Below are 19,452 nucleotides of genomic sequence, written 5' to 3' on the forward strand. Positions count from 1 at the left end.
CGACCCTCGGCGCGGGCTTGCTCGGCCCTATCGGGTTCGCCCTTCTCACCTTCGTCGAGGGTCACTTCATCACCCCAACCATCATCGGCCGCCGGCTGGAGCTCAACGCGCTGGCCGTGTTCATCGCCCTGGCGTTTTGGACGTGGCTATGGGGCCCGATGGGTGGCTTCCTGGCGTCGCCGCTGCTGATCGTCGCCTTGGTGATGAAGGAGCACCTGCTGCCCGAAGACGCTCCGCATCTTCCCGGCAACGAAGCCTGATCAGCTCGCGACCGCAGTTAGCAAAGGCTGAAACGACAAAATCCGCCACGTCGGTGGCGGATTTTTACATGTTCGAGAATGAGACGGGAGCCAAGCAGCTTAGGTCATGCAGCGACCCGGCTCGAGTTGCTTGGCGACTTCGGTGAGCACGCTAACAACCGGCTCGCAGGCCACCATCCGGCGCGGCGCTGCAGCCGGCTGCTGAGCGCGCGGGCGGGCCGCCTGGCCAACTTGGGTGTCCGGCACCCGTACAAGGACCGACTGGCCCACCAATGTGACACCGTACGTCTGGCCCGGCTCAGCAGACAGCTGGGTGAAGGTCGCCCGGTCGGTCTTGCCGTCCCGGTTGACGTTTTGGGTCGCGGCGACTTGCTGCTGCAGACTAGGCTGACCGAGATCTCCGCCGACCGCCAATTGCGCGACGCCCAAGGTGCCCGTGACCGCGATGGCGCCGAAAATTCCCCGCACGATGTGTGACATGGTATCCAGCCGCTGTTGTGTCGCCGCGGCGGAATTGCCGCATCTTGATTTGAGCGGCTTGTCAATACCCGCCGCACAAATTAATCGCGTGAGCGGGCGTCAGGTTCGATCATGGTTGATCAACTAAGTGTGTGGCGTTTTTCGCCCGTTCCCGGGAACGAAATCAGGCTGGCGGATGTTCTTCACGCGCCGGTTAGTCCCCCTGCCCCAATTAACCGGCGATACAGGGCGCAGCTGTGGTGATGCCAGCTGCGCCCTGTTCTTTTTGGCACTCACATGCGATCGGCGCTCAGTGGGTTGGCGGGTTGGCCGACCTACAAAGTCCCAGATACGACGAAGCCGCCCGTGCTGGCGCACGAGCGGCTTCTCTAGCTTCCTAAGGCTCAGGATACGGCGGCGTTCGGGGCCCGGTTGCGCGAATTGCGCTGGAAGAACAGCGCCTGGCTTGCAACGGCGGAGACCATCGCCGGCTGGAACGGCTTGGAGATGAGGAACGCCGGCTCGGGCCGTTCGCCGGTCAGGAAGCGCTCGGGATACGCGGTGATGAAGACCACCGGCACCTCGAAGGTCTTGAGCAGCTCGTTCACCGCATCGAGACCAGAGCTGCCGTCGGCAAGCTGAATATCAGCCAGGATCAGTCCCGGCTTCTTGGTCCGCGCCAGCGCGATGGCATCCGAGTGGGTACGAGCGACGCCGATCACGTTATGGCCGAGGTTCTTGACGAGACTCTCGAGATCCATCGCGATGAACGTCTCATCCTCGATGATCAGGACGTCCGTCGCGATCTCTTCCGCCATCTCGCGGCCAGCTGTATCGGCGAGTTGCCGGACTTCCGAGACGTCGGTGTGCAGGACGAAGGCGACTTCCTCTTCGGAGAAGCCTTCCAGCGACAACAGCAGAAATGCCTGCCGCGGCAGCGGAGTAATCGCCGACAGCCGCCGCTCGGACGGCATCGGCAGCGAGCGAATCTCCGAATCGTCATTGAGCGCAACGGAATTCCAGATCTGCGCGAAAAGACGGAACAGCGCAGCGCGCGGTCCATGCCGTTCGTCCAGCAAGCTCGGGTCCTGAAGCAACGCCTCCAGCATGGCCGCCACGTAGGCGTCGCCGGAAGCCTGGCTTCCCGTCAACGCGCGCGCGTAGCGGCGCAGCAATGGTAAATGCTCAGCAACCAATTGCGATCTCGACATCCCCACTCCAATCTCGAAAGCTTGTCTCGGCCCTTCATCGAACGGGGCGGCCGGCCTCCCCTGCAGTACCACTTACGCCGGACCAGGGGAAAAGTTCCATCGTACGGGGGAACTTTAGAGCCGCTGTCGAATTAGGCTCCCAGTGACACGGAAATACCTTCAAAAATCAAGCAAAACCCTAGGATTTCAGGGGACTTGACCATGGGGAAAACATTGGATCAGTCATGGCAGAATTCAAGGCTAACACCATGAAGAAGTCGGCGCCTGGCAGTAAAGGCGGCCTGAACCAGGAGATTCAGGCGCGGATCGGCCACCAGTTGCGCGCGATGTACGACGACGTCGTTCGGCAGGGCGTGCCTGATCGGTTCGCTGAGTTGATCAAACGGCTCGACGAGCCTCAACAAGGCGAGACAGCAGCGGTCGACAGCGAGAGGAGGGATTAATGCCTCTCACCGACTCCCTTCGAGACGATATTCTCGCCGCAGTCCCGAGTTTGCGCGCCTTCGCGATCTCGCTCAGCGGCAATGGCGACCGGGCGGACGATCTGGTGCAGGAGACGCTGCTGCGTGCGCTCGCCAATATCGATTCCTTCCAGCCCGGCTCCAACCTTCCCGCCTGGTTGTTCACGATTTTGCGCAATCTGTTTCGCTCCGACTATCGGAAACGTCGCCGCGAAGTGGAAGACGCCGACGGCAGCTATGCGAAGACGCTGAAGTCGCAGCCGGGACAGAACGCGCATCTCGAGTTCGAGGAATTCCGGGCCGCGCTGGACAAGCTTCCGCAGGATCAGCGGGAAGCGTTGATCCTGGTCGGTGCGTCGGGCTTCTCGTACGAAGACGCCGCCGCGATCTGCGGTTGCGCCGTGGGAACGATCAAGAGCCGCGTCAATCGCGCTCGTTCGAAGCTGAGCACTTTGCTCTATGTGGACGGAGCTGAGGACTTCGGACCGGACGACACCGTCCGCGCCGTGATCGGCAGCAACGGCTAGTATCCGGTCAATTTCCCCATGCATCGCGAAGCGGCCTACGGGCCGCTTCGTCGTTTCTGATCGTCAATGTTTTCAGAGGACGGCCGGCTAGGCGATTAAGGGTCTTCAGCCTCGGCGGAGCGGCGCGGAAATCTGACCGGTGCGATCGCGCTCGTTCATGTCGACCACGGTCTCCATCGGCGCAGTCAACTCATATACATAGCTGACATCGGTGAAGTAGCGCTTGGCAGCGCCGCCAAGGGCCTCGGGCGCCACGCGATCCAGCAGGATTACGCCGAAATCACTGTCGGGCCGGCGGGTCGCTTCGCTGGTGTTGAACTCCTCCCAGCGGAAGTTGAACACCGAATCCGCGCCCTCTCCGCTGACTTCCCAGCTCGCGACGATGTGCGGATGCTTGCCGACCAGCGACAATCCCTCGTCGGAATGTGAGGCAAGCTCGAAGAACAAGAGCGACAGACTCTGGGCAGCACGGGCGCTGACCGCGATATCCGGCCCGTTCACCGCGATGCGGTCGGCATGAGGAATGGCGCGGGCTTCAAACAGCCCCTTCAGCATCACGCCCTGCCACTGGCTTTCGCTCAGCAGCGAGACGACGTTGGACATGGCGTGGATGCGGCCGATCAGCAGTTCCCGCGCAACGTCCATGTCCGACCCATGCCGCAGCGTCCGCGTCACGATCGACTGAATCACCGCCAGAATATTCTTCACGCGGTGATTGAGTTCGTCGATCACTGCCGTCAGCCGGCGCTCGAACCCGATCCGGATCTCGATTTCGCGGCGCAAGCGGACGTTGCTGTTGGTCACGTAGCCGAACAAACCGCAAACAATGAAGGTCAGCGCCAGACCGATGGCTGCGACGATCGCGGCGACCTGCTGAGCCCGCACATAGGGGCTCACCTTCGCATAGTAAGCGAGGGACCAGTCGCGATCGCCGAACGTGACAGTCCTGATGATGGTCGGCTGCCGGCCGTCAGGATTGGCCTGTCGCTCGCTGATCTTGCCGCGCTCGTCAGCCACCAGTTCGACATTCTGCTGGCGCGGATCCTTCAGCACCACCGAGAACAGAGACATGTCGTCGTTGGTGAGCATCAGGGCGGAGAGATCGTAGGAGAAGGTGATGAAGCCCACCGCCTCGGTGGCATCCTCACTCATCACCGGCGCCGCGAGAACAATACCGATCGGCCCGCCCGGCACCTGCAGGCGTGCCGGATCCGACGCCTCCGGCTTGCCGTCCGCCAGCGATCGCGCAAACATCCGGCCGAGCACCGGATGATCGTCGAGAGACCTGCCGAGCAGCGTTGTGGTTTCGGCATTACGCGGCTCGATATCCATCACCACGTCGAGCGGCTGATCCTGCGTCGCGGGATCGATCAGGCTGCCGTCCGAATGGCGGATCTTGGTATCGCCGAAGCCGGCGCTGGCGAGTTCGGCTTCCGCGGCGGCGAACTCCTGCCCTTTCAGCCGCACGACCCAGCTCGCCAGCAGAAAATCCGTCTTGAACGCATAGATCGAGGAGCGCAGCGGCTTCAGCATGTCGGCTTTGATCACCGCCGGGGTGCGGAACAGCCCCGAGGCTACGCGCCCGAGCAGTTCGCGCTCGGTCAACCGATCCTGGACCTGGCTGGCGTGGACGTCGATCGCGCGGCCGAGCGCAATGCGCTCGATGGCCACTTCCTGATCGTAAATGCGATAGGCCGCGAGACCCGAAAGGACGATCCCCACGGTCGCTATCAACGCAATGATGAATCCCAGCCGAACCAACGCTTTTACTCGATCAACAGGTGGAGGGCTTCGTTGCCCTTCATCCCGATGTGCCGATGCCTGCAACCATCAGGAGAACTGATACGCCGCAAGGCAACTGGGACCATTGCTGATAACATCCTTGCAGCACGAAACTCGGGTCCGAAGCGGCACAACGTGAGCGCCGCTGGAATGTTCCGGATCCAGCTAATTTTTGCCGAAAAGCCAACGGGTTAATAGGTACGTCATCAGACGCTCGCCGGTGTTGGTGATAGACCGCCTCTGGCCTCGATGAAGCTGATGATGTGATCAAGGCCATCGCGTTGCTTCAGATTGGTCATGATGAATGGCCGTTCCCCCCGCATGCGGCGGGCGTCGGTATCCATTTTCTCCAGCGAGGCGCCGACATGAGGCGCCAGATCGATCTTGTTGATCACCAGCAGGTCCGAGCGGGTGATCCCCGGTCCGCCTTTAGAAGGAATCTTATCGCCTGCCGACACGTCGATGACGTAGATGGTCAGATCGGCCAGCTCAGGCGAAAACGTCGCGGCCAGATTGTCGCCGCCGGATTCGATCAGCACGAGGTCGAGCCCGGGAAACTTGCTGCGCATGTCCGCAACGGCCGCGAGATTCATCGAGGCGTCCTCGCGGATCGCCGTGTGTGGGCAGCCGCCGGTTTCGACGCCGGCGATGCGATCAGGCGTCAGAGATCCGGAGCGGACAAGAAACTCGGCGTCCCACTTGGTGTAGATGTCATTGGTAATGGCCGCGATGTCGTAGCGATCACGCATCGACTTGCAGAGCAGATCCATCAGCGCGGTCTTGCCGGAGCCCACCGGGCCGCCAATTCCGACACGCAAAGGACCGTGATGAGCTGACATGGCTGTTTCCCGGTGACGCAGCTTCTCAGGACGGTGCAGCGTCAAGACAAGCTGACACCGTGTGCGTTGGGAATAAGAACGATGAAGAAGAAGATTGCAAGTCACGTCGTCGTCCGCCACGCGGCAGACTCAATCGATGACGGTCGGGCAGCTACAAGAAGTCGGCTTGAATGCCGGGTCGCGCGGCCGGCGCAGTCGATCGGGAGCAGACGTACTCGGATCGCGGCCGAAACCGTCAGGCAGCGTTCGGCGAAGGCGTCTTCGTATCGGGATCTTTGACGGAGGCGTGCTTGCCCGTGTCCCTCCGAGGCTCGGCCGCCGGTTTCTTCACGGCTTTCCCATAGCGGGACAGTGCTGCGAGCTCCGCTTCGAGCTCGGCCTGCCGCGCCGCAACCTTCTCAGTCAATTTTTGGGCTGCGTCATCGCGCAAGGACGCCAATTCCTCGATGCTGAGTGCGTCGAGATCAATCTTCGTCATCGCGTGTCTCCAGTTAAGCAACTTTGGCTACCGGGTACCGCTTTTAGCCGCAAGAGAACCGCAGATTTATCCACTGACAGACGGAAGACAGGCCGCATTCGGGTTGACGCCCGGCAAATAGCGGACTGAATGACGCCGATCGAGGATCATAATGACTTCATTGAAATCGTCGAATAACGAGCCCGTACTGCGTTCTGAGTCGCTACAAGCCAAAACACCCGCTTCAGGCCTCAACTCCACGATCGACCAGCATCCGGTTGAGCTATCAGACCAACACTCGCATTCTTCCGCACCCGAACAGGCGCTGTCGTCGTCGGGCGCGGTCCGTCCTGCGCCCGATCTGTCCGCTCCTGCACCCGTAGCTCCCGCACCCGTAGATGCCGCAGTATCGGCCGCCTCCGCGCGCGAAGCGGCAGAGCGCGCTGAAATCCTTAAACGCATTGCTGCATTCCGAAATCTGCAGATCAAGCTGCGCCAGGATCGCGAAAAGTACTACGACGAGACCATGGCTCGCGCCCGATCGCTGCTATCGCAGCCGCTGAAGCCGCGCGGCTGAGGCCGCTGGGACACTCCCGTTAGTCTCACTACGTCTTTGGTTGCACGGATATCCCGCGATGCGGACGCGGCGCGCCGCTTCGGATGCTATCAGCGCGGATCGTGACGAATCAGCGCACCCAAGGCGATCAGCAGCCACAGATCGACACAAACCGGAGCCGCCGCTTCCTAATAAGCGGCCGCCAAGCTCCATATTTACTACCTAAGCGGTGCTGATTTTCGCCAAAATCTCAACTAAGCACACTTAAGCGATTGCTAACCGCCGCGATCGTGGTGAGTTAGATTTCGTGAAATTGAGAATTGTCGACACGAAACGAGTGTAGTAGAAGGGCGCTTCACTAAAGGAGCCTACGCGTGGCAAAGAAAGCTAAAGCCAAGACTGCAAAGACTGCAGCCAAGTCGAAGAAGGCGAAGACCGTAGCGAAAACCGCTGCCAAGCCCGCCAAGAAGACGAAGATCACCCGGCGCGAATACACCAAGGAAGACATCAAGGAGTTGCGCGCGCACTCGAAGGCGCGGACCCCGGTCGCCGAGATCGCGAAGCTGACCAAGCGTACCGTCGGCTCGCTGCGTCAGAAGGCGCTCAAGCTCGGTATCGGCCTCGGCCACCAGCGCTGAGATCGCAAAACCGCATCGCGAAGCGCGTTGAGAGCCGCCTGATCGGCGGCTCTATGTGCTGGTATTGATATCAGCCGCGCTTCGCGGGCGCCGGTAAAGCCTTCTTAATCCACACTTTATTGTCGTGAAACGCCGCACCGCCGTGCGGCGCGACGGAATCCGCGCTGGTTAGCACGTTGATTCCGCGACCGCCGTGATGCGCGCTGTTCGGAAACACCGATTCGGCGATCAGCACACCGCGACGTAATCCGCCATCGAGCTTGGCTGTCAGAGTGGTCTCGCCCCGTTTGTTACCGAGGGTGACCATATCTCCGTCCTGAATTTCGATCACAGCCGCGTCAGCCGGATGTATCAGCACCGTCGGCTCGCCTTCGCGTTGGCGCGACGACGGCGTCTCATTGAAGGTCGTGTTGAGAAAACTCCGCGCCGGACTGGTCGCCAGCCGGAACGGATGCTCATCATCGGTCTGTTCGGTGATCGCCCAATGGTCGGGGAGGCTCGGCATCTGCTGCCATGGGCCGAACTTCAACTGTCGCGGCACCTTGACGTTGCTCCAGTCGGCCCGGAAGTGGAACTTGCCGTCGGCATGAGCGAAGCCGTCGAGGAAATGCGCCGTTCGGAAGTCCGGCTGCAGATCGCGCCAGAGATCGGCCTCAAGCTGTTCGATCGTGCCGCGCCCGCTTTTCTGCAACGTGGCGTCGATCACTTCGCGCGGCGTCATCGCGAACGCCGGATGATGGACGCCGAGCCGCGCCGCCAAACCCTGCAGCACCTCGTGGTTCGACCGGCATTCGCCGGGAGGATCGACCAAACGGGCGCCCACCGAGATGTGCTGATGACCGCCGCCGTAATACAGATCGTCGTGCTCCAGAAACATCGTTGCCGGTAGCAGCAGATCAGCCATCTGCGCAGTTTCGGTCATGAACTGCTCATGGACGGCGACAAAGAGGTCTTCGCGCGCGAACCCGGCACGAACCAGTGCCTGCTCGGGCGCGACCGTCATCGGGTTGGTATTCTGGATCAGCATGGCCTTGACGGGCGGACCACCGCCGAGCGCCTCGCGATCGCCCGTCAGGATACGGCCGATCTTGGACTGATCCAGCACACGCGTGGTGGGATCGAGGGCATCCAGCCCCTCGATCAGCGCCTTGTCGAAGCCGAAGATCGCCCCGTTGTTGAAGAAGGCTCCGCCTCCCTCGTACTGCCAGGCGCCCGTGACGGCGGGAATACACAGCGCCGCATGCATTTGCGCAGCGCCATTGCGGCTCCGGGTGAAGCCATAACCGAGCCGGAAGAAGCTGCGCTTGGTCTCGCCGACCGCGCGCGCGAATGCTTCGATCTCGTCCACGGGCACGCCGCAGATGTCGGATGCCCATTCGGGCGTCCGGGTCGCAAGATGGGCCTCCAACTCGGCCGGACAGTCGGTGTAGCGGTCCAGATACGCGCGATCGGCGTAGCCCTCGCGAAACAGCACGTGCATCACGCCGCAAGCGAAGGCGCCGTCGGTGCCGGGACGCAGGATGATCCGGATGTCAGCCTGCTTCATCGTCTCATTGTCGTAGATGTCGATCGCCGCGATCCGGGCGCCCCGCTCCTTCCGAGCACGCGCCGCGTGGGTCATGACGTTGACCTGGGTGGAAACCGGATTGGTGCCCCAGATCACCACGAGGTCGGACTTGGCCATCTCCCTTGGGTCGACGCCCGCCACCTTGCCGGTGCCGGCCGCATAGCCGGACCAGGCGATATTGGAACAGATCGTCGAGTAGAACCGCGAGTACTTCTTGACGTTGGCGAGCCGATTGATGCCGTCCCGCATCACCAGCCCCATCGTTCCGGCGTAGTAATAGGGCCAGACCGCCTCGGCTCCGAACTTGGCTTCCGCCGCATTGAAGCGGGCTGCGATCTCGTCCAGCGCCTCGTCCCAGCCGATACGGACGAAGTCACCGGAGCCCTTGGTGCCCGCGCGGCGCATCGGAAACGTCAGGCGGTCCGGATGATGGATACGCTCGGCATAGCGCGCCACCTTGGCGCAGACGACGCCGGCCGTGTAGGTCTGAAGCTTCGAGCCGCGAACGCGTCCGATGGTTGAACGATCGATCACCTCGACGTCGAGAGCACAGGCCGACGGGCAATCGTGCGGACATGTCGAATGGCGAATGTCGATGCTGGTACCCGGGTTCATATGCGAATCGTTAGCATGACAGAGCGCAACTGAGAACGGCCTACGTGCCACAACCATTGTTCCCTGCTTGGCCGTGAATTCCCGTGCTGCTTCGCAACTTCTTTGCTGCTCCGCAGTTAGCGCGCTGACCAACCTTCGAGCAGCGCGTGCATTCTGGAAAAATCATCCAATTCGAGCGGCTGTTACGGGAATTCCGTGCCTGGCGGGAGATCCCGGACAGCGAGCGGGCGCCGGCAGCCGCGTGGTGGTGGGGAACGGCCGTATCGCTCCGCCAAGAGTCGACCCCGATGCCGCCGGAACATTGCGATGCATTCGGCCTTCCGGATGCGTGCTCCTACGCGGATGCGGCCGAGCGGTTGATCGACCTGATCGCCGCTCAGACCTCGCTCCCCTCCCCCGGTCGTTTTCCGCGCAAGCCCGCCGATCCGAAACTGGAAACGCCGCCAAGCGAACAAGCGTCGAACGAACGCGATCCGGCCTGATTGCGCGCCTGGCGCTGCAGCGCTTAGCGCCTCAAATCAGTCGATCTTTTCCAACGGGTGATCGGCCGTCACGTCGTCCTGCCCCTCGATGTCGGCAATCTCGAGGTTGAGTGTCCGACCGGTACGACCTTCGACGATCTCGTTGATCTTGCGGGCGATCCCCGGCTCGCGGCTGATCAGGGAGCGCAGATCGGCCGCGTCCAGCACCAGCAGCCGCGCCCGCGACACCGCCTTGACGGTCGCGGACCGTTCGACGCGGTTCAGAACCGCGATCTCGCCGAAGAAATGCCCGGCCCCAAGGCGGATACGCCTCGCCCGCTCCTCGGGGCCGAGTTCGATTTCGACGTCACCCTCGGCAATGAAGTACATCGCCGTCGCCGGATCGCCGCGGCGGAAGATCACCTCGCCGCGCTCGATCTGCCGGGCCTGCAGCAACTGCATGATATGCGCGATGTCCCCGGCGGTCAGGTGCGAGAACAGCGGCACCCGCGCCACCATGCTCCAGTTGACGATGAATTCGCGGCGATGGATCACCTCGGAGAAGGCGTTCGCAACGATACCGACCGGCAGCGCGATCATGATCAGGCCGCCGACGATCGTGACCGACGCGATCATCCGGCCCATGCCGGTCGCCGGCACGACGTCGCCGTAGCCGATCGTCGTCAGGGTCACGATCGCCCACCACATCGCGTCCGGAATGGTGCCGAACTTGTCCGGCTGGACGTTGCCTTCTACGATATGCATCGCGGTGGCCGACACCAGCGTCGCGCATCCCAGGATCACCAGGCAGGCGAGCAACGCCCGCCGCTCGGCTTCCAGCACTTCGAGCAGCGACCGCATCCCGGACGAATAGCGGGCGAATTTCAGGACGCGCAGGATCCGCAGGATGATCAGCACCCGCAGATCGTCGAAGCCCAGCATCGCGACCCAGAGCGGCATCACCGCGAGGCAGTCCACGATGCCCTGGGCACTCACCATATAGGCCCAGCCGGCCCGCAGTGAGCTCATCTCGCGATAAGGTACGTGCTCCGGCGCGATCCAGATCCGGATGTAGTATTCGATCGAGAAGAATACGAGGCAGACGAACTCGAGCGCGCGAAACAGCGAGCCGTAGTCGTCACGAAATCGCGGAACCGACTCCAGCACCGTGATGCCGATGCTGAGCATGATGAAGAACACGATGACGCGGTTGACGAAAAGGCCAACCGGCGTGCTCTGCGCGTGGGATTCCAGGATCTCGTAGAAGTATTGCCGTGCCCTGAGGTAGAGCGGGCGGTCGTGGCGCATCGTTGGGCCTCGAATGGGTCCCAGGCAGCCGCGCCCGACAGACGAACCGAATCAGGCCGCGGCGAGCGCGTCGAAACGCTTCGGATCCAGCACGCGCACCCCGTCGGGGACGATCACGATCAGTTTTTCCCGCTCCAGCTTGGTGAAGGTGCGGCTTACGGTTTCAATGGTGAGGCCGAGGAAATCGGCGATGTCTTGCCGGCCCATCGGCAGGCTGACGGTCTTGGTGACGCCTTCGAGCCGGGCCAGCCGATCGCGCCAGCCGACCAGGAAGGCAGCGACCTTTTCTTCAGCAGAGCGGCGGCCGAGCAGCAGCATCTGATCCTGAGCCAGACTGAGCTCGCGCGTCGCGAACTCGTTCATCCGCAGCAGCATATGCGGGCGGTTCTCGATGAACCGCATGAACGGACCACGGAAGAATTTACAGACCGTGACGCCGCCGATCGAATCGGCCGAAAACGAGTAGCGCGCCGAGGGCGCCATGCCGAGGAAATCGCCGGGAAGCGCAAAGCCGATGATCTGGCGACGGCCATCGGGCAGCAGCTTGTAGAGACGCGCGATCCCTTCGACCAGGCTGTACACGGCGTCGGCAACTTCATCCTCGGAGAACAACGCCTCTTTCGGCCCATAGCGGACATGCTGAGCAAGACGCTCGAATTCTTCGTGCTCGAGCTGCTCAAGTTCACCGCAAATCGCGAGTGGACGGACCGAACAATGCGTCGCGCAACGAAAACCGTCGCAAGTCGAGTTCGGAAAAGCGAGGTGCGGCATCCATCACTCCATGCGGTCGCCAGATTTACTTCATGTGCCGCGCACTGCCGTCGAAGATCACGTACGATGCGCCCGAAAAGTTAATATGTCGGCAAATCGTCAAGGCAGCTTGACACAGATCAAGGCCGTACCAAGCCGTGCACTGAATGGTCGACGATGTGATAGCGCCCCTCTTTCGACCGAGCGCCCGATGCGACTCATTGCTGTTTTAATGTCGGCAACGCTTCTGATGATCAGTTCGGCCGAGGCCGCAACTCGCGCCGAACACCGGGGATATATCTTCGCAAAATCCCATTGCGCACGCTGTCACGCGATCGGGCGCACCGGTAACAGTCGGCTGAAGCAGGCTCCGCCATTTCGAACGCTGCACAACCGCTACCCGATCGAGACGCTGGCTGAAGCCTTCGCCGAAGGCATCTACACGGGGCATCCGAAGATGCCCGCCTTCGAGCTCGATCCCGACGAGATCAACGACCTTTTGTCGTACCTGAAGAGCCTGAACTGATCGGCTTGGCCTCGCCAGCACCACCCGACAGGCTGCTCACGGTCCAGGGAATAAGCGCCTTGGCCACCTCATCGAACGACGCCTCGAAGGCTTTGACCGCGGCCACCGGATCCGGCTTCTCCAGCTTGGACGTTTGCTGAAACAGCCGCGCAGCAACTAACTTACCGTTCTTGTCGATGATTTTTGCGCCCAGGCTGACATCGGCCCCCGGGGCGCTGTCGCCGGCGACCTGGAAGCTACGAATGTCGATCAGAAGCTGATAGTCGGGCGTCACTGCATCATTCGGTCGCAAAGGCGGGTGCGCGATGTCGTAGTTCTCGAAGCTCTGGATCAGCTTCTCCTGGACCATCTTGGGAATGCTGTCGCTCCACTGCGCACCCGCGAAAGCCGGAAGGTCGAGGTTCGGTGCGACCAGCATCTTCTGGCTGTCGAACAGGACGACAGTTGTGGGCTCGGGGATGGTGAGTTGTCCCTTGATCGTGGCCGTCGGTGCCGGGAATCCTGTCGCCGGCTGCAGATCGTAAACCACCTTCTTCACCACCGGCTCGTTGGCGCCGGTCATCCGCTCGACGCCGCCGAGGATACCGTCGAGCGCCCCGGTCTTGCTGGACAGCCATTCGGAGAACGTTTTCAGATTGCCGATGGTATCCTTCAGCGGCTGGGCATTCTCGCCGAGCACGGTGTCCACCTTGCGCAACGCTTCGCGCGCCGCCTGGGTCATGCTCAGCCCCGCCCCCGGCTCGGCCACCAGCGTGGTGGCGATGGCGGAGCCGGTGAGATCCTTGCCGCCCTCCAGCGCCACCACCGGCACGCCGGTCAGGCCCTGAAAGTCGAGACCGACCTTGGTGTCCGGCCGCACCGGCGTGTCGGTTGCCACCGCGATCGTCGCGTTGACGCGGCGCGGGTCGTCAGTCGCAAGACTGAGCGCCGTAACCTCACCGACGCGGATGCCGTTGAACAACACGGCGGCGCCGACCAGCAGGCCGGGCACGGGATCGCGAAACTGGATGTGATAGCTGGTCCGCGCCCCGATGCCGCTGGTGTTGTGCAGCCAGAACACGAAGCCGAACACCGCCAGGATGGCCGCGAGCACGAAGGCACCGACGACGACGAAGGGAGCACGGGTTTCCATGGGCGTCCTAGTCCTGTTTAGGCTGCAGCATCGCGGAGCGCTTGCCGTGGAAATAGGCGTGCACCCAGGGATGCTCGGATTGCAGGAGATCGTGCATCGGGCCGATCGCCACGATCTTGCCGTCCGCCAGCGCCGCGACGCGATCGCAGACAACGTTGAGGCTGGCGAGATCGTGCGTCACCATGAACACGGTGAGTCCGAGGGTGGTCTGCAGCGTCTTGATCAACTGATCGAAATCGCCGGCGGCGATCGGATCGAGCCCCGACGTCGGCTCGTCGAGAAACACGATGCCGGGATCGAGCGCCAGCGCGCGGGCCAGCGCCACACGCTTGGTCATGCCGCCGGACAGTTGCGCCGGGTACTTGTCCCAATCGTCCGGGCCGATGCCGACCATCTCCAGCTTGGCCGTTGCGATCTCGTCCTGCAGCTTCTCCGACATGGCGAGCATCTCGCGCAGCGGAAACTGCACGTTCTGCCGCGCCGTCAGCGATGAGAACAATGCGCCCTGCTGAAACAGGATGCCCCACGTCGCCGCAACTGACGCGCCGGCGCGCCCGAGCCTGCGCTCGGTGACGCGGCCCATCACCTCGATGTGTCCGCTCTGTTTCGGAATCAATCCGATGATGGTGCGCATCAACACCGACTTGCCGCCGCCTGAAGCGCCGACCAGGCCCAGGATCTCGCCGCGGCGCACGTCGAGCGACAGATGATCGAGCACGACCTGCCGGCCGAAGCCGACCACGAGGTCGGAGACGCGAATGGCATAAAGCTCGGCGAGCGCATCCATCGTCACATTCCGATCGAGGCGAAGAACACGGCGAACAGTCCGTCGAGCACGATCACCAGGAAGATCGATTTCACCACCGAGGTGGTGGTCTGCAGGCCGAGCGACTCGGCGCTGCCCTGCACCCGCAGCCCTTCGCTGCAGGCAACGATGCCGATCACCAGCGCCATGAACGGCGCCTTCCACATCCCGACCTCGAAGCTGTTGAGCGACACCGCCTCGTGCAGCCGCGCGATGTACACCGCCGGCATCATGCCGCCGTAGAACCACGCCGTCAGCAGGCCGCCATATAGCGCCGCCATCGATCCGATGAAGGTCAGGATCGGCAGCGCGATCACCAGCGCGATGATCCGCGGCAGGATCAGCACCTCGACCGGGTCTAGCCCCATCGTGGAGAGCGCGTCGATCTCCTCGCGCATCTTCATCGAGCCGAGCTCGGCCGTATAGGCGCTGCCGGAGCGGCCGGCCACCATGATGGCGACGATCAGCACGCCGATCTCCCGCAGCACCAGAATGCCGACCATATCGACGACGTAGGATTCGGCCCCGAACTTGCGGAAGTGAAAGATGCCCTGCTGGGCGATGATGGCGCCGATCAGAAAGGTGATCAGGACGACGATCGGGATCGCCTGCCAGCCGACGCGATAGACCTGGTAGGTCAACGAGGTCAGGCGCAGCGATCGAGGCCGCCGCAGCACGCCGAGCAACGCCATCGCGAGCGCGCCCAGCATGTCGAGAAAAACCGAGACATCCTGCGTCGCGCTATAGGCCGAGCGGCCGAGTTGGTCGAGCCGGGCGATGATCGGATTGACCTTCGGCCGCGGCACCGGTCCGCGGCGATTGACCTGACGGACTTCCTCGATCAGTCCGGCATAACGATCGCCGACCCCGACGAACAAAGCGGTGCGCCCGGCCTGCACCGCCTCGCGCGAAACCTTCTCCAGCAACCACGCCCCGATCGTATCGATCTCGGCCACGTCGCTCATATCGATCTTGAGGGACTTCGCGGCGGCGACCTGCGGAGCTACGCCGGCGAACAAGCCTTCGAGCGCAGCCGAATGCGTCGCGGTCCATGCGCCACCCGGATGCAATTCGAGCACGTCCCCATCGGCCACCGCGGTCAATACAGGCGCAGAACTCACGGCAGCTTTGCTCCGACATTCAACGCCGCCATCCGGTGCTCCATTCTCGAATCGCCGGCCGCCATGCGGCCATGGAGCCGACAGCTTCGTCGCGACATACGATTGATGCAAATCAATTATCGCGACGGAGTGCTGCGTAAGCTTTGCGCAATCAAGGACGACAGGATCGATCCGATGACCAAGGGCTCTCCGTCCGCCATTCTCAACACATCGTTGCCCGCTCGCTTTCGTCAAATTCGACTCGAACTTGCGCGCGAGCCCGGCCATCCCGAAGGCGAGTCGCAAATCGCCTATGTGATCGTCGCGCCGCTGGATGAGAACGACCGGATCGATGCGGAGACCTGGCGCAGCCATCGCGAAGCCTGCCGCGTCGCGCGGCAGCGGCCGCAACAGGCCGACAGCTTGGGTCATTTGGTGCATCGCCCCGGCGGCTCGTGGGCGTTTCAGTACGAGACCGAGGCGGCGATTCCGGACGAAGCGGGCTACCACTTCGGCGACGAACGTTTCGTCCAGGGGGAATACGTGTCGATCCGCGAAGAAGGTGACATGCATACCTTCCGCGTGGTGTCGGTCAGTAGGCTGTAGCTACCCACCGGCGTGAGATCGTGAGGTCCGCAGGATCACGCGGCTGAACCACTCAAGCCTGAGCGGCGGCCCTCGCGGATTCCTCGGTTAGCGCCAGCGTGACGTTAAGGATATCCGGCTCCGAAGGATCCGCCTTGGCTTCGAAGCCGAGATGCCGGCACATCCGCAGCATCGCCGAGTTCTCGCGCAAGACCTGGCCGCAGACATATTTCAGCCCCTCGGCCCGCGCGTATTCGATGATCAGCTTCATCAGCGCCCAGCCGAGCCCTTTGCCCTTCAGGTCTGAGCGCAGCAGGATGGCGTATTCGCCGCTCTCGTAGATCGAGTCCGAGTGGATGCGCACCACGCCGATCGTTTCGCCGGTGGCTTCATCAATCGCGATGAAAGCCATCGCGCGAGCATAGTCGATCTGGGTCAGACGCGCGATGAAGGCGTGGCTGAACTCCTTCATCGCTGCGAAGAAACGCAGCCGCAGATCTTCCGGCGTGACGTGCTGGAGGAATGCGTGAATTGCCGGCTCGTCGTCCGGCCGCAGCGGCCGCGCCAGCACGCGCCAACCGTCCTTCACCTCGAAATGCCGCTCCCATTGCGACGGATAGGGCTTCACCGCGAAGGTGGTGTTGCCCAGGCCGGCAAATTTGCGCTGCGCCTTGCGCACCATCACGCGCGCGTCGATCACCACTACGCCGCTCTCGTCGGCGAGCAGCGGATTGATGTCGAGCTCGTGGATCTCGGGGAAATCCGCCGCCATCTGCGACAGCTTCACCAGCGTCAGGGCGACGACGCCGTCCTTCACGGCCGGCACATCGCGATAGGCCTGCAACAGCTTGGACACGCGCGTCCGGGCGATCAGTGAGTTGGCGAGCGGCAGGTCGAGCGGGGGCAATGCCAACGAACGGTCGTCGATGACCTCGACGGCGGTGCCGCCATGACCGAAGGCGATCACCGGCCCGAAGGTGGGGTCGTCGGCGATGCCGACGGTGAGCTCGCGCGCCTTGCGGCGGATGATCATCGGCTGCACTATGACGCCGTCGATCCGCGCCTTGGGACGCAGTTTCGCCGCGCGGTCGACGATCTCGACCACCGCGGAGCGTACTGCCTCTGCGCTGGTGAGATTCAGCACCACACCGCCGACATCGGATTTGTGCGTGATGTCGCGCGACATCACCTTGACCACGACCGTCACGCCCTGCGCCAGAAACGGCTCGGCCCAGGCGACCGCCGCATCGGCATTCGGCGCCGCCAGCGTCGGCACCATCGGGATCTGATAGGCCGCCAGCAACGCGCCGACCTCGATCGGATCGAGCCATGACCGGCCTTCCGCCAGCGCCTTTTCGATCACCAGCCGGGCAGACTCGGTATCGGGATCGAACTCCTTGGGCAGGCTCGGCGGCACTTCGGTGAGAAGCTGCGCCGCCTCCCGGTAGCGTACCAGGTTCATGATACTGCGGACGGCGTCGTCCTCGGTCGGGTAGTTCGGAATGCCGGCCGCGTCGAATGCATGGGTCACGAACTCTTCGGCTCCGACCCAGACCGCGAACACAGGCTTGAAGAAGGTGCGGCGCACCCGCTCCTCGCCGACCAGCCGGATCACCGATTTGGCGATCTCGCTCGGCGACGCCATCGCGGTCTGCACGTTCATCACCAGAACCGCGTCGTTGTCGGCGTCGGCCAGCAGAGTCGAGAGCGCAGTCGCGTAGCGCTCTGCATCGGCATCGCCGGTTATATCGACGGGGTTGGACCCCGACCAACTCGGCGGCATCGTGGCGTTGAGCTTGTCGCAAACTTCCTTCGACAGCGTTGCCGGAATGCCGCCGAGTTCGGCGAGCCGATCCACCGCCAGCACACCGATGCCACCACCATTGGTCAGGATCGCGACGCGTTTGCCGCGCGGAGCACTGACCCGGCCGAGCGTCTCGGCGCAATCGAACAGTTCCCGAAGGTCGAACACCCGCAGCATCCCGGCGCGGCGGAAGGCCGCGTCGTAAACCGCATCGGCGCCGGCGAACGCACCCGTATGGGTCGCGGCCGCCTGAGCCCCGTGCGCAAGCCGGCCGGACTTCACCACCACCACCGGCTTGACCCGCGCCGCGGCGCGGGCCGCCGACATGAACTTGCGGGCGTCGGTGATCGCCTCGATGTAGAGCAGGATGGCGCGGGTCTCGAGATCCGCCGCGTAGTAGTCGAGCATATCGGCGATATCGACATCGAGCTGATCGCCGATCGATACGATGCCCGAAAAGCCGATATCTTTGACGGCAGCCCAATCCACCATGCCGGCCGCGATCGCGCCCGATTGCGAAATCAGCGCAAGATGCCCACGTCGCGGCATGTGCGCGGCGAAGCTGGCGTTGAGATTGGAAGCCGGCACCATCAGTCCGAGACAGTTCGGGCCGAGCAGCCTGATGCCCGATCGGCGGGCCGCGACATTGGCGGCCTCCGCATATGAGCCCTTGCCGCGTCCCATCTCGGCGCTGATGATGATCGCACCGGCGACGCCGCGTTCGCCGGCATCGGCGACGATCTTCGCCACCGACCGCGACGGCGCGGTGATCACCACCAGATCGGGGACAAAGGGCAGGTCCGCCAACGAGCGCACGGTCTTGAAGCCGCCTATTTCGGGATAGCGCGGATTCACCACGCCGATCTCGCCTTTGAATCCGGCGCTGCGTAGATTTTCGAGGACGGCGCGGCCGAGCGAGGCTGGCCGCGGACTGGCTCCGATCACCGCCACCGCAGCGGGCGCCAGGAGATTGTTTAATCGATAAGTCGACATCTCACCTCGGCACCGGGCGCCGGAGGCCTATGTCCGCGGGTGCATCGATTCCCGGCGCCTGCCGACTGTGTAGTACAAATAAGCGCCCGATTCCAATCCGGCCGCCGCGGCCGAGCGCCGCGCGACTATGGCGCCGCCTGGGTGACCCTGGCCAGCGCCTTGATCACGTCCTCGCGGGAGATGATGCCCTCCAGCTTACGGTCGTCTTCCAACACCGGAATGCTGCGGGTCTGGTGCTCGACCATCAATTGCAGCACCCGGGTCAGCTTGGTGTCGGCATGAACATAGATGAAGTCGGGCGTCATGATGTCGCCGACCGTACGATTCATCAGGTCGTCATAGTGCGGCAACATCTGTGTCGGATGGAACGCAAAGCAGCTGAGAAAATCATACTTCGTGACCAAGCCGATAGCGCGGGCGTTTTCGACCACCGGATAGGCATTGTAGTCGTCGCGTTCGAACTGGTCTTCCAGCTCGCGCATGGTCATTTCCCGCGACACGGACTTCACCGAGCGCGTCATGTGGTCAGCAACGGTTGCCTCGAGAAACTTGTACAAGAGCTGATTCCAATCGCCCGCAACATCAGTCCGAGGGCACAGGAGACGTGACACAGCTT

At 62.9% G+C, this 19,452-nt stretch carries 21 protein-coding genes; 8 read left to right on the forward strand and 13 right to left on the reverse strand.

All coding sequences use genetic code 11. From position 1 onward, the window contains the following. The coding region (locus ACOJTD_RS13430; protein WP_420133402.1) for an AI-2E family transporter at positions 1–260 on the forward strand (260 nt) is incomplete at its 5' end. Between the two features lie 99 nt (positions 261–359). Here ACOJTD_RS13430 and ACOJTD_RS13435 read toward each other — a convergent pair. Continuing rightward, on the reverse strand, positions 360–740 hold the full coding sequence (locus ACOJTD_RS13435; protein ID WP_420133403.1) for a hypothetical protein: 381 nt from the start codon (positions 738–740) through the stop codon (positions 360–362). 383 nt (positions 741–1,123) lie between these two features. Further along, positions 1,124–1,930 carry a response regulator gene (locus tag ACOJTD_RS13440; protein WP_420133453.1) on the reverse strand — a complete coding sequence of 269 codons (807 nt, stop codon included), beginning with the start codon at positions 1,928–1,930 and terminating at the stop codon, positions 1,124–1,126. A 224-nt stretch (positions 1,931–2,154) separates the two neighbouring features. Between ACOJTD_RS13440 and ACOJTD_RS13445 the strand changes: the two genes are divergently transcribed. Next, entirely contained in the window at positions 2,155–2,373 is a 219-nt protein-coding gene (locus tag ACOJTD_RS13445) for a NepR family anti-sigma factor (protein WP_420133404.1), read from the forward strand. Further along, positions 2,373–2,918 (forward strand): sigma-70 family RNA polymerase sigma factor, encoded by a 546-nt coding sequence (locus ACOJTD_RS13450; RefSeq protein WP_420133405.1) that lies wholly within the window; start codon positions 2,373–2,375, stop codon positions 2,916–2,918. The genes ACOJTD_RS13445 and ACOJTD_RS13450 overlap by 1 nt, the downstream gene beginning before the upstream one ends. A gap of 105 nt (positions 2,919–3,023) precedes the next feature. On the opposite strand, the gene ACOJTD_RS13455 is transcribed toward ACOJTD_RS13450, so the two are convergent. The 3 genes from ACOJTD_RS13455 to ACOJTD_RS13465 form a co-directional block, all read right to left on the reverse strand. Further along, positions 3,024–4,679 carry an HWE histidine kinase domain-containing protein gene (locus ACOJTD_RS13455; protein ID WP_420133406.1) on the reverse strand — a complete coding sequence of 552 codons (1,656 nt, stop codon included), beginning with the start codon at positions 4,677–4,679 and terminating at the stop codon, positions 3,024–3,026. A gap of 227 nt (positions 4,680–4,906) precedes the next feature. Further along, positions 4,907–5,539 carry an urease accessory protein UreG gene (gene ureG, locus ACOJTD_RS13460; RefSeq protein WP_420133454.1) on the reverse strand — a complete coding sequence of 211 codons (633 nt, stop codon included), beginning with the start codon at positions 5,537–5,539 and terminating at the stop codon, positions 4,907–4,909. Between the two features lie 235 nt (positions 5,540–5,774). Beyond that, positions 5,775–6,017: a hypothetical protein gene (locus ACOJTD_RS13465; protein ID WP_420133407.1), complete on the reverse strand. Its 243-nt coding sequence runs from the start codon at positions 6,015–6,017 to the stop codon at positions 5,775–5,777. 151 nt (positions 6,018–6,168) lie between these two features. On the opposite strand from ACOJTD_RS13465, the gene ACOJTD_RS13470 reads away from it, so the two are divergent. Together ACOJTD_RS13470 and ACOJTD_RS13475 are read left to right on the forward strand one after the other, a co-directional pair. Then, positions 6,169–6,573, forward strand: coding sequence for a hypothetical protein (locus ACOJTD_RS13470; protein WP_420133408.1), 405 nt, complete (start codon positions 6,169–6,171; stop codon positions 6,571–6,573). Between the two features lie 353 nt (positions 6,574–6,926). Then, positions 6,927–7,190 (forward strand): hypothetical protein, encoded by a 264-nt coding sequence (locus ACOJTD_RS13475; RefSeq protein ID WP_054164155.1) that lies wholly within the window; start codon positions 6,927–6,929, stop codon positions 7,188–7,190. A 70-nt stretch (positions 7,191–7,260) separates the two neighbouring features. On the opposite strand, the gene ACOJTD_RS13480 is transcribed toward ACOJTD_RS13475, so the two are convergent. Further along, positions 7,261–9,372 (reverse strand): molybdopterin-containing oxidoreductase family protein, encoded by a 2,112-nt coding sequence (locus ACOJTD_RS13480; RefSeq protein ID WP_420133409.1) that lies wholly within the window; start codon positions 9,370–9,372, stop codon positions 7,261–7,263. A 287-nt stretch (positions 9,373–9,659) separates the two neighbouring features. Between ACOJTD_RS13480 and ACOJTD_RS13485 the strand changes: the two genes are divergently transcribed. Continuing rightward, complete coding sequence (locus ACOJTD_RS13485; protein WP_420133410.1) at positions 9,660–9,854, forward strand: hypothetical protein; 195 nt, start codon at positions 9,660–9,662, stop codon at positions 9,852–9,854. A 36-nt stretch (positions 9,855–9,890) separates the two neighbouring features. Here ACOJTD_RS13485 and ACOJTD_RS13490 read toward each other — a convergent pair whose 3' ends face one another. Further along, positions 9,891–11,141 carry a cyclic nucleotide-gated ion channel gene (locus ACOJTD_RS13490; protein WP_420133411.1) on the reverse strand — a complete coding sequence of 417 codons (1,251 nt, stop codon included), beginning with the start codon at positions 11,139–11,141 and terminating at the stop codon, positions 9,891–9,893. Between the two features lie 51 nt (positions 11,142–11,192). Beyond that, a complete protein-coding gene (aadR, locus tag ACOJTD_RS13495) occupies positions 11,193–11,912 on the reverse strand; it encodes a transcriptional activatory protein AadR (protein WP_054164158.1) in 720 nt (239 codons plus the stop codon). A 190-nt stretch (positions 11,913–12,102) separates the two neighbouring features. Here aadR and ACOJTD_RS13500 point away from each other — a divergent pair, with 190 nt between their 5' ends. Next, positions 12,103–12,417 carry a c-type cytochrome gene (locus tag ACOJTD_RS13500; RefSeq protein ID WP_420133412.1) on the forward strand — a complete coding sequence of 105 codons (315 nt, stop codon included), beginning with the start codon at positions 12,103–12,105 and terminating at the stop codon, positions 12,415–12,417. On the opposite strand, the gene ACOJTD_RS13505 is transcribed toward ACOJTD_RS13500, so the two are convergent. The 3 genes from ACOJTD_RS13505 to ACOJTD_RS13515 are packed head-to-tail and all read right to left on the reverse strand — an operon-like array spanning position 12,380 to position 15,475. Then, a complete protein-coding gene (locus ACOJTD_RS13505; protein WP_420133413.1) occupies positions 12,380–13,549 on the reverse strand; it encodes an ABC-type transport auxiliary lipoprotein family protein in 1,170 nt (389 codons plus the stop codon). The genes ACOJTD_RS13500 and ACOJTD_RS13505 overlap by 38 nt on opposite strands. A 7-nt stretch (positions 13,550–13,556) precedes the next feature. Next, positions 13,557–14,336, reverse strand: a complete 780-nt coding sequence (locus tag ACOJTD_RS13510; protein WP_420133414.1) for an ABC transporter ATP-binding protein — start codon at positions 14,334–14,336, stop codon at positions 13,557–13,559. 2 nt (positions 14,337–14,338) lie between these two features. Further along, positions 14,339–15,475 carry an MlaE family lipid ABC transporter permease subunit gene (locus ACOJTD_RS13515; RefSeq protein ID WP_420133415.1) on the reverse strand — a complete coding sequence of 379 codons (1,137 nt, stop codon included), beginning with the start codon at positions 15,473–15,475 and terminating at the stop codon, positions 14,339–14,341. Between the two features lie 174 nt (positions 15,476–15,649). Here ACOJTD_RS13515 and ACOJTD_RS13520 point away from each other — a divergent pair, with 174 nt between their 5' ends. Next, positions 15,650–16,060: a hypothetical protein gene (locus tag ACOJTD_RS13520; RefSeq protein ID WP_420133455.1), complete on the forward strand. Its 411-nt coding sequence runs from the start codon at positions 15,650–15,652 to the stop codon at positions 16,058–16,060. 52 nt (positions 16,061–16,112) lie between these two features. On the opposite strand, the gene ACOJTD_RS13525 is transcribed toward ACOJTD_RS13520, so the two are convergent. Together ACOJTD_RS13525 and ACOJTD_RS13530 are read right to left on the reverse strand one after the other, a co-directional pair. Then, positions 16,113–18,836: a bifunctional acetate--CoA ligase family protein/GNAT family N-acetyltransferase gene (locus tag ACOJTD_RS13525; protein ID WP_420133416.1), complete on the reverse strand. Its 2,724-nt coding sequence runs from the start codon at positions 18,834–18,836 to the stop codon at positions 16,113–16,115. Positions 18,837–18,961: 125 nt separating this feature from the next. Next, on the reverse strand, positions 18,962–19,393 hold the full coding sequence (locus ACOJTD_RS13530; protein WP_420133417.1) for an HPP family protein: 432 nt from the start codon (positions 19,391–19,393) through the stop codon (positions 18,962–18,964). Between the last annotated feature and the right edge of the window lie 59 nt (positions 19,394–19,452).

This window comes from Rhodopseudomonas sp. (assembly GCF_048594845.1).
GTDB lineage: Bacteria > Pseudomonadota > Alphaproteobacteria > Rhizobiales > Xanthobacteraceae > Rhodopseudomonas.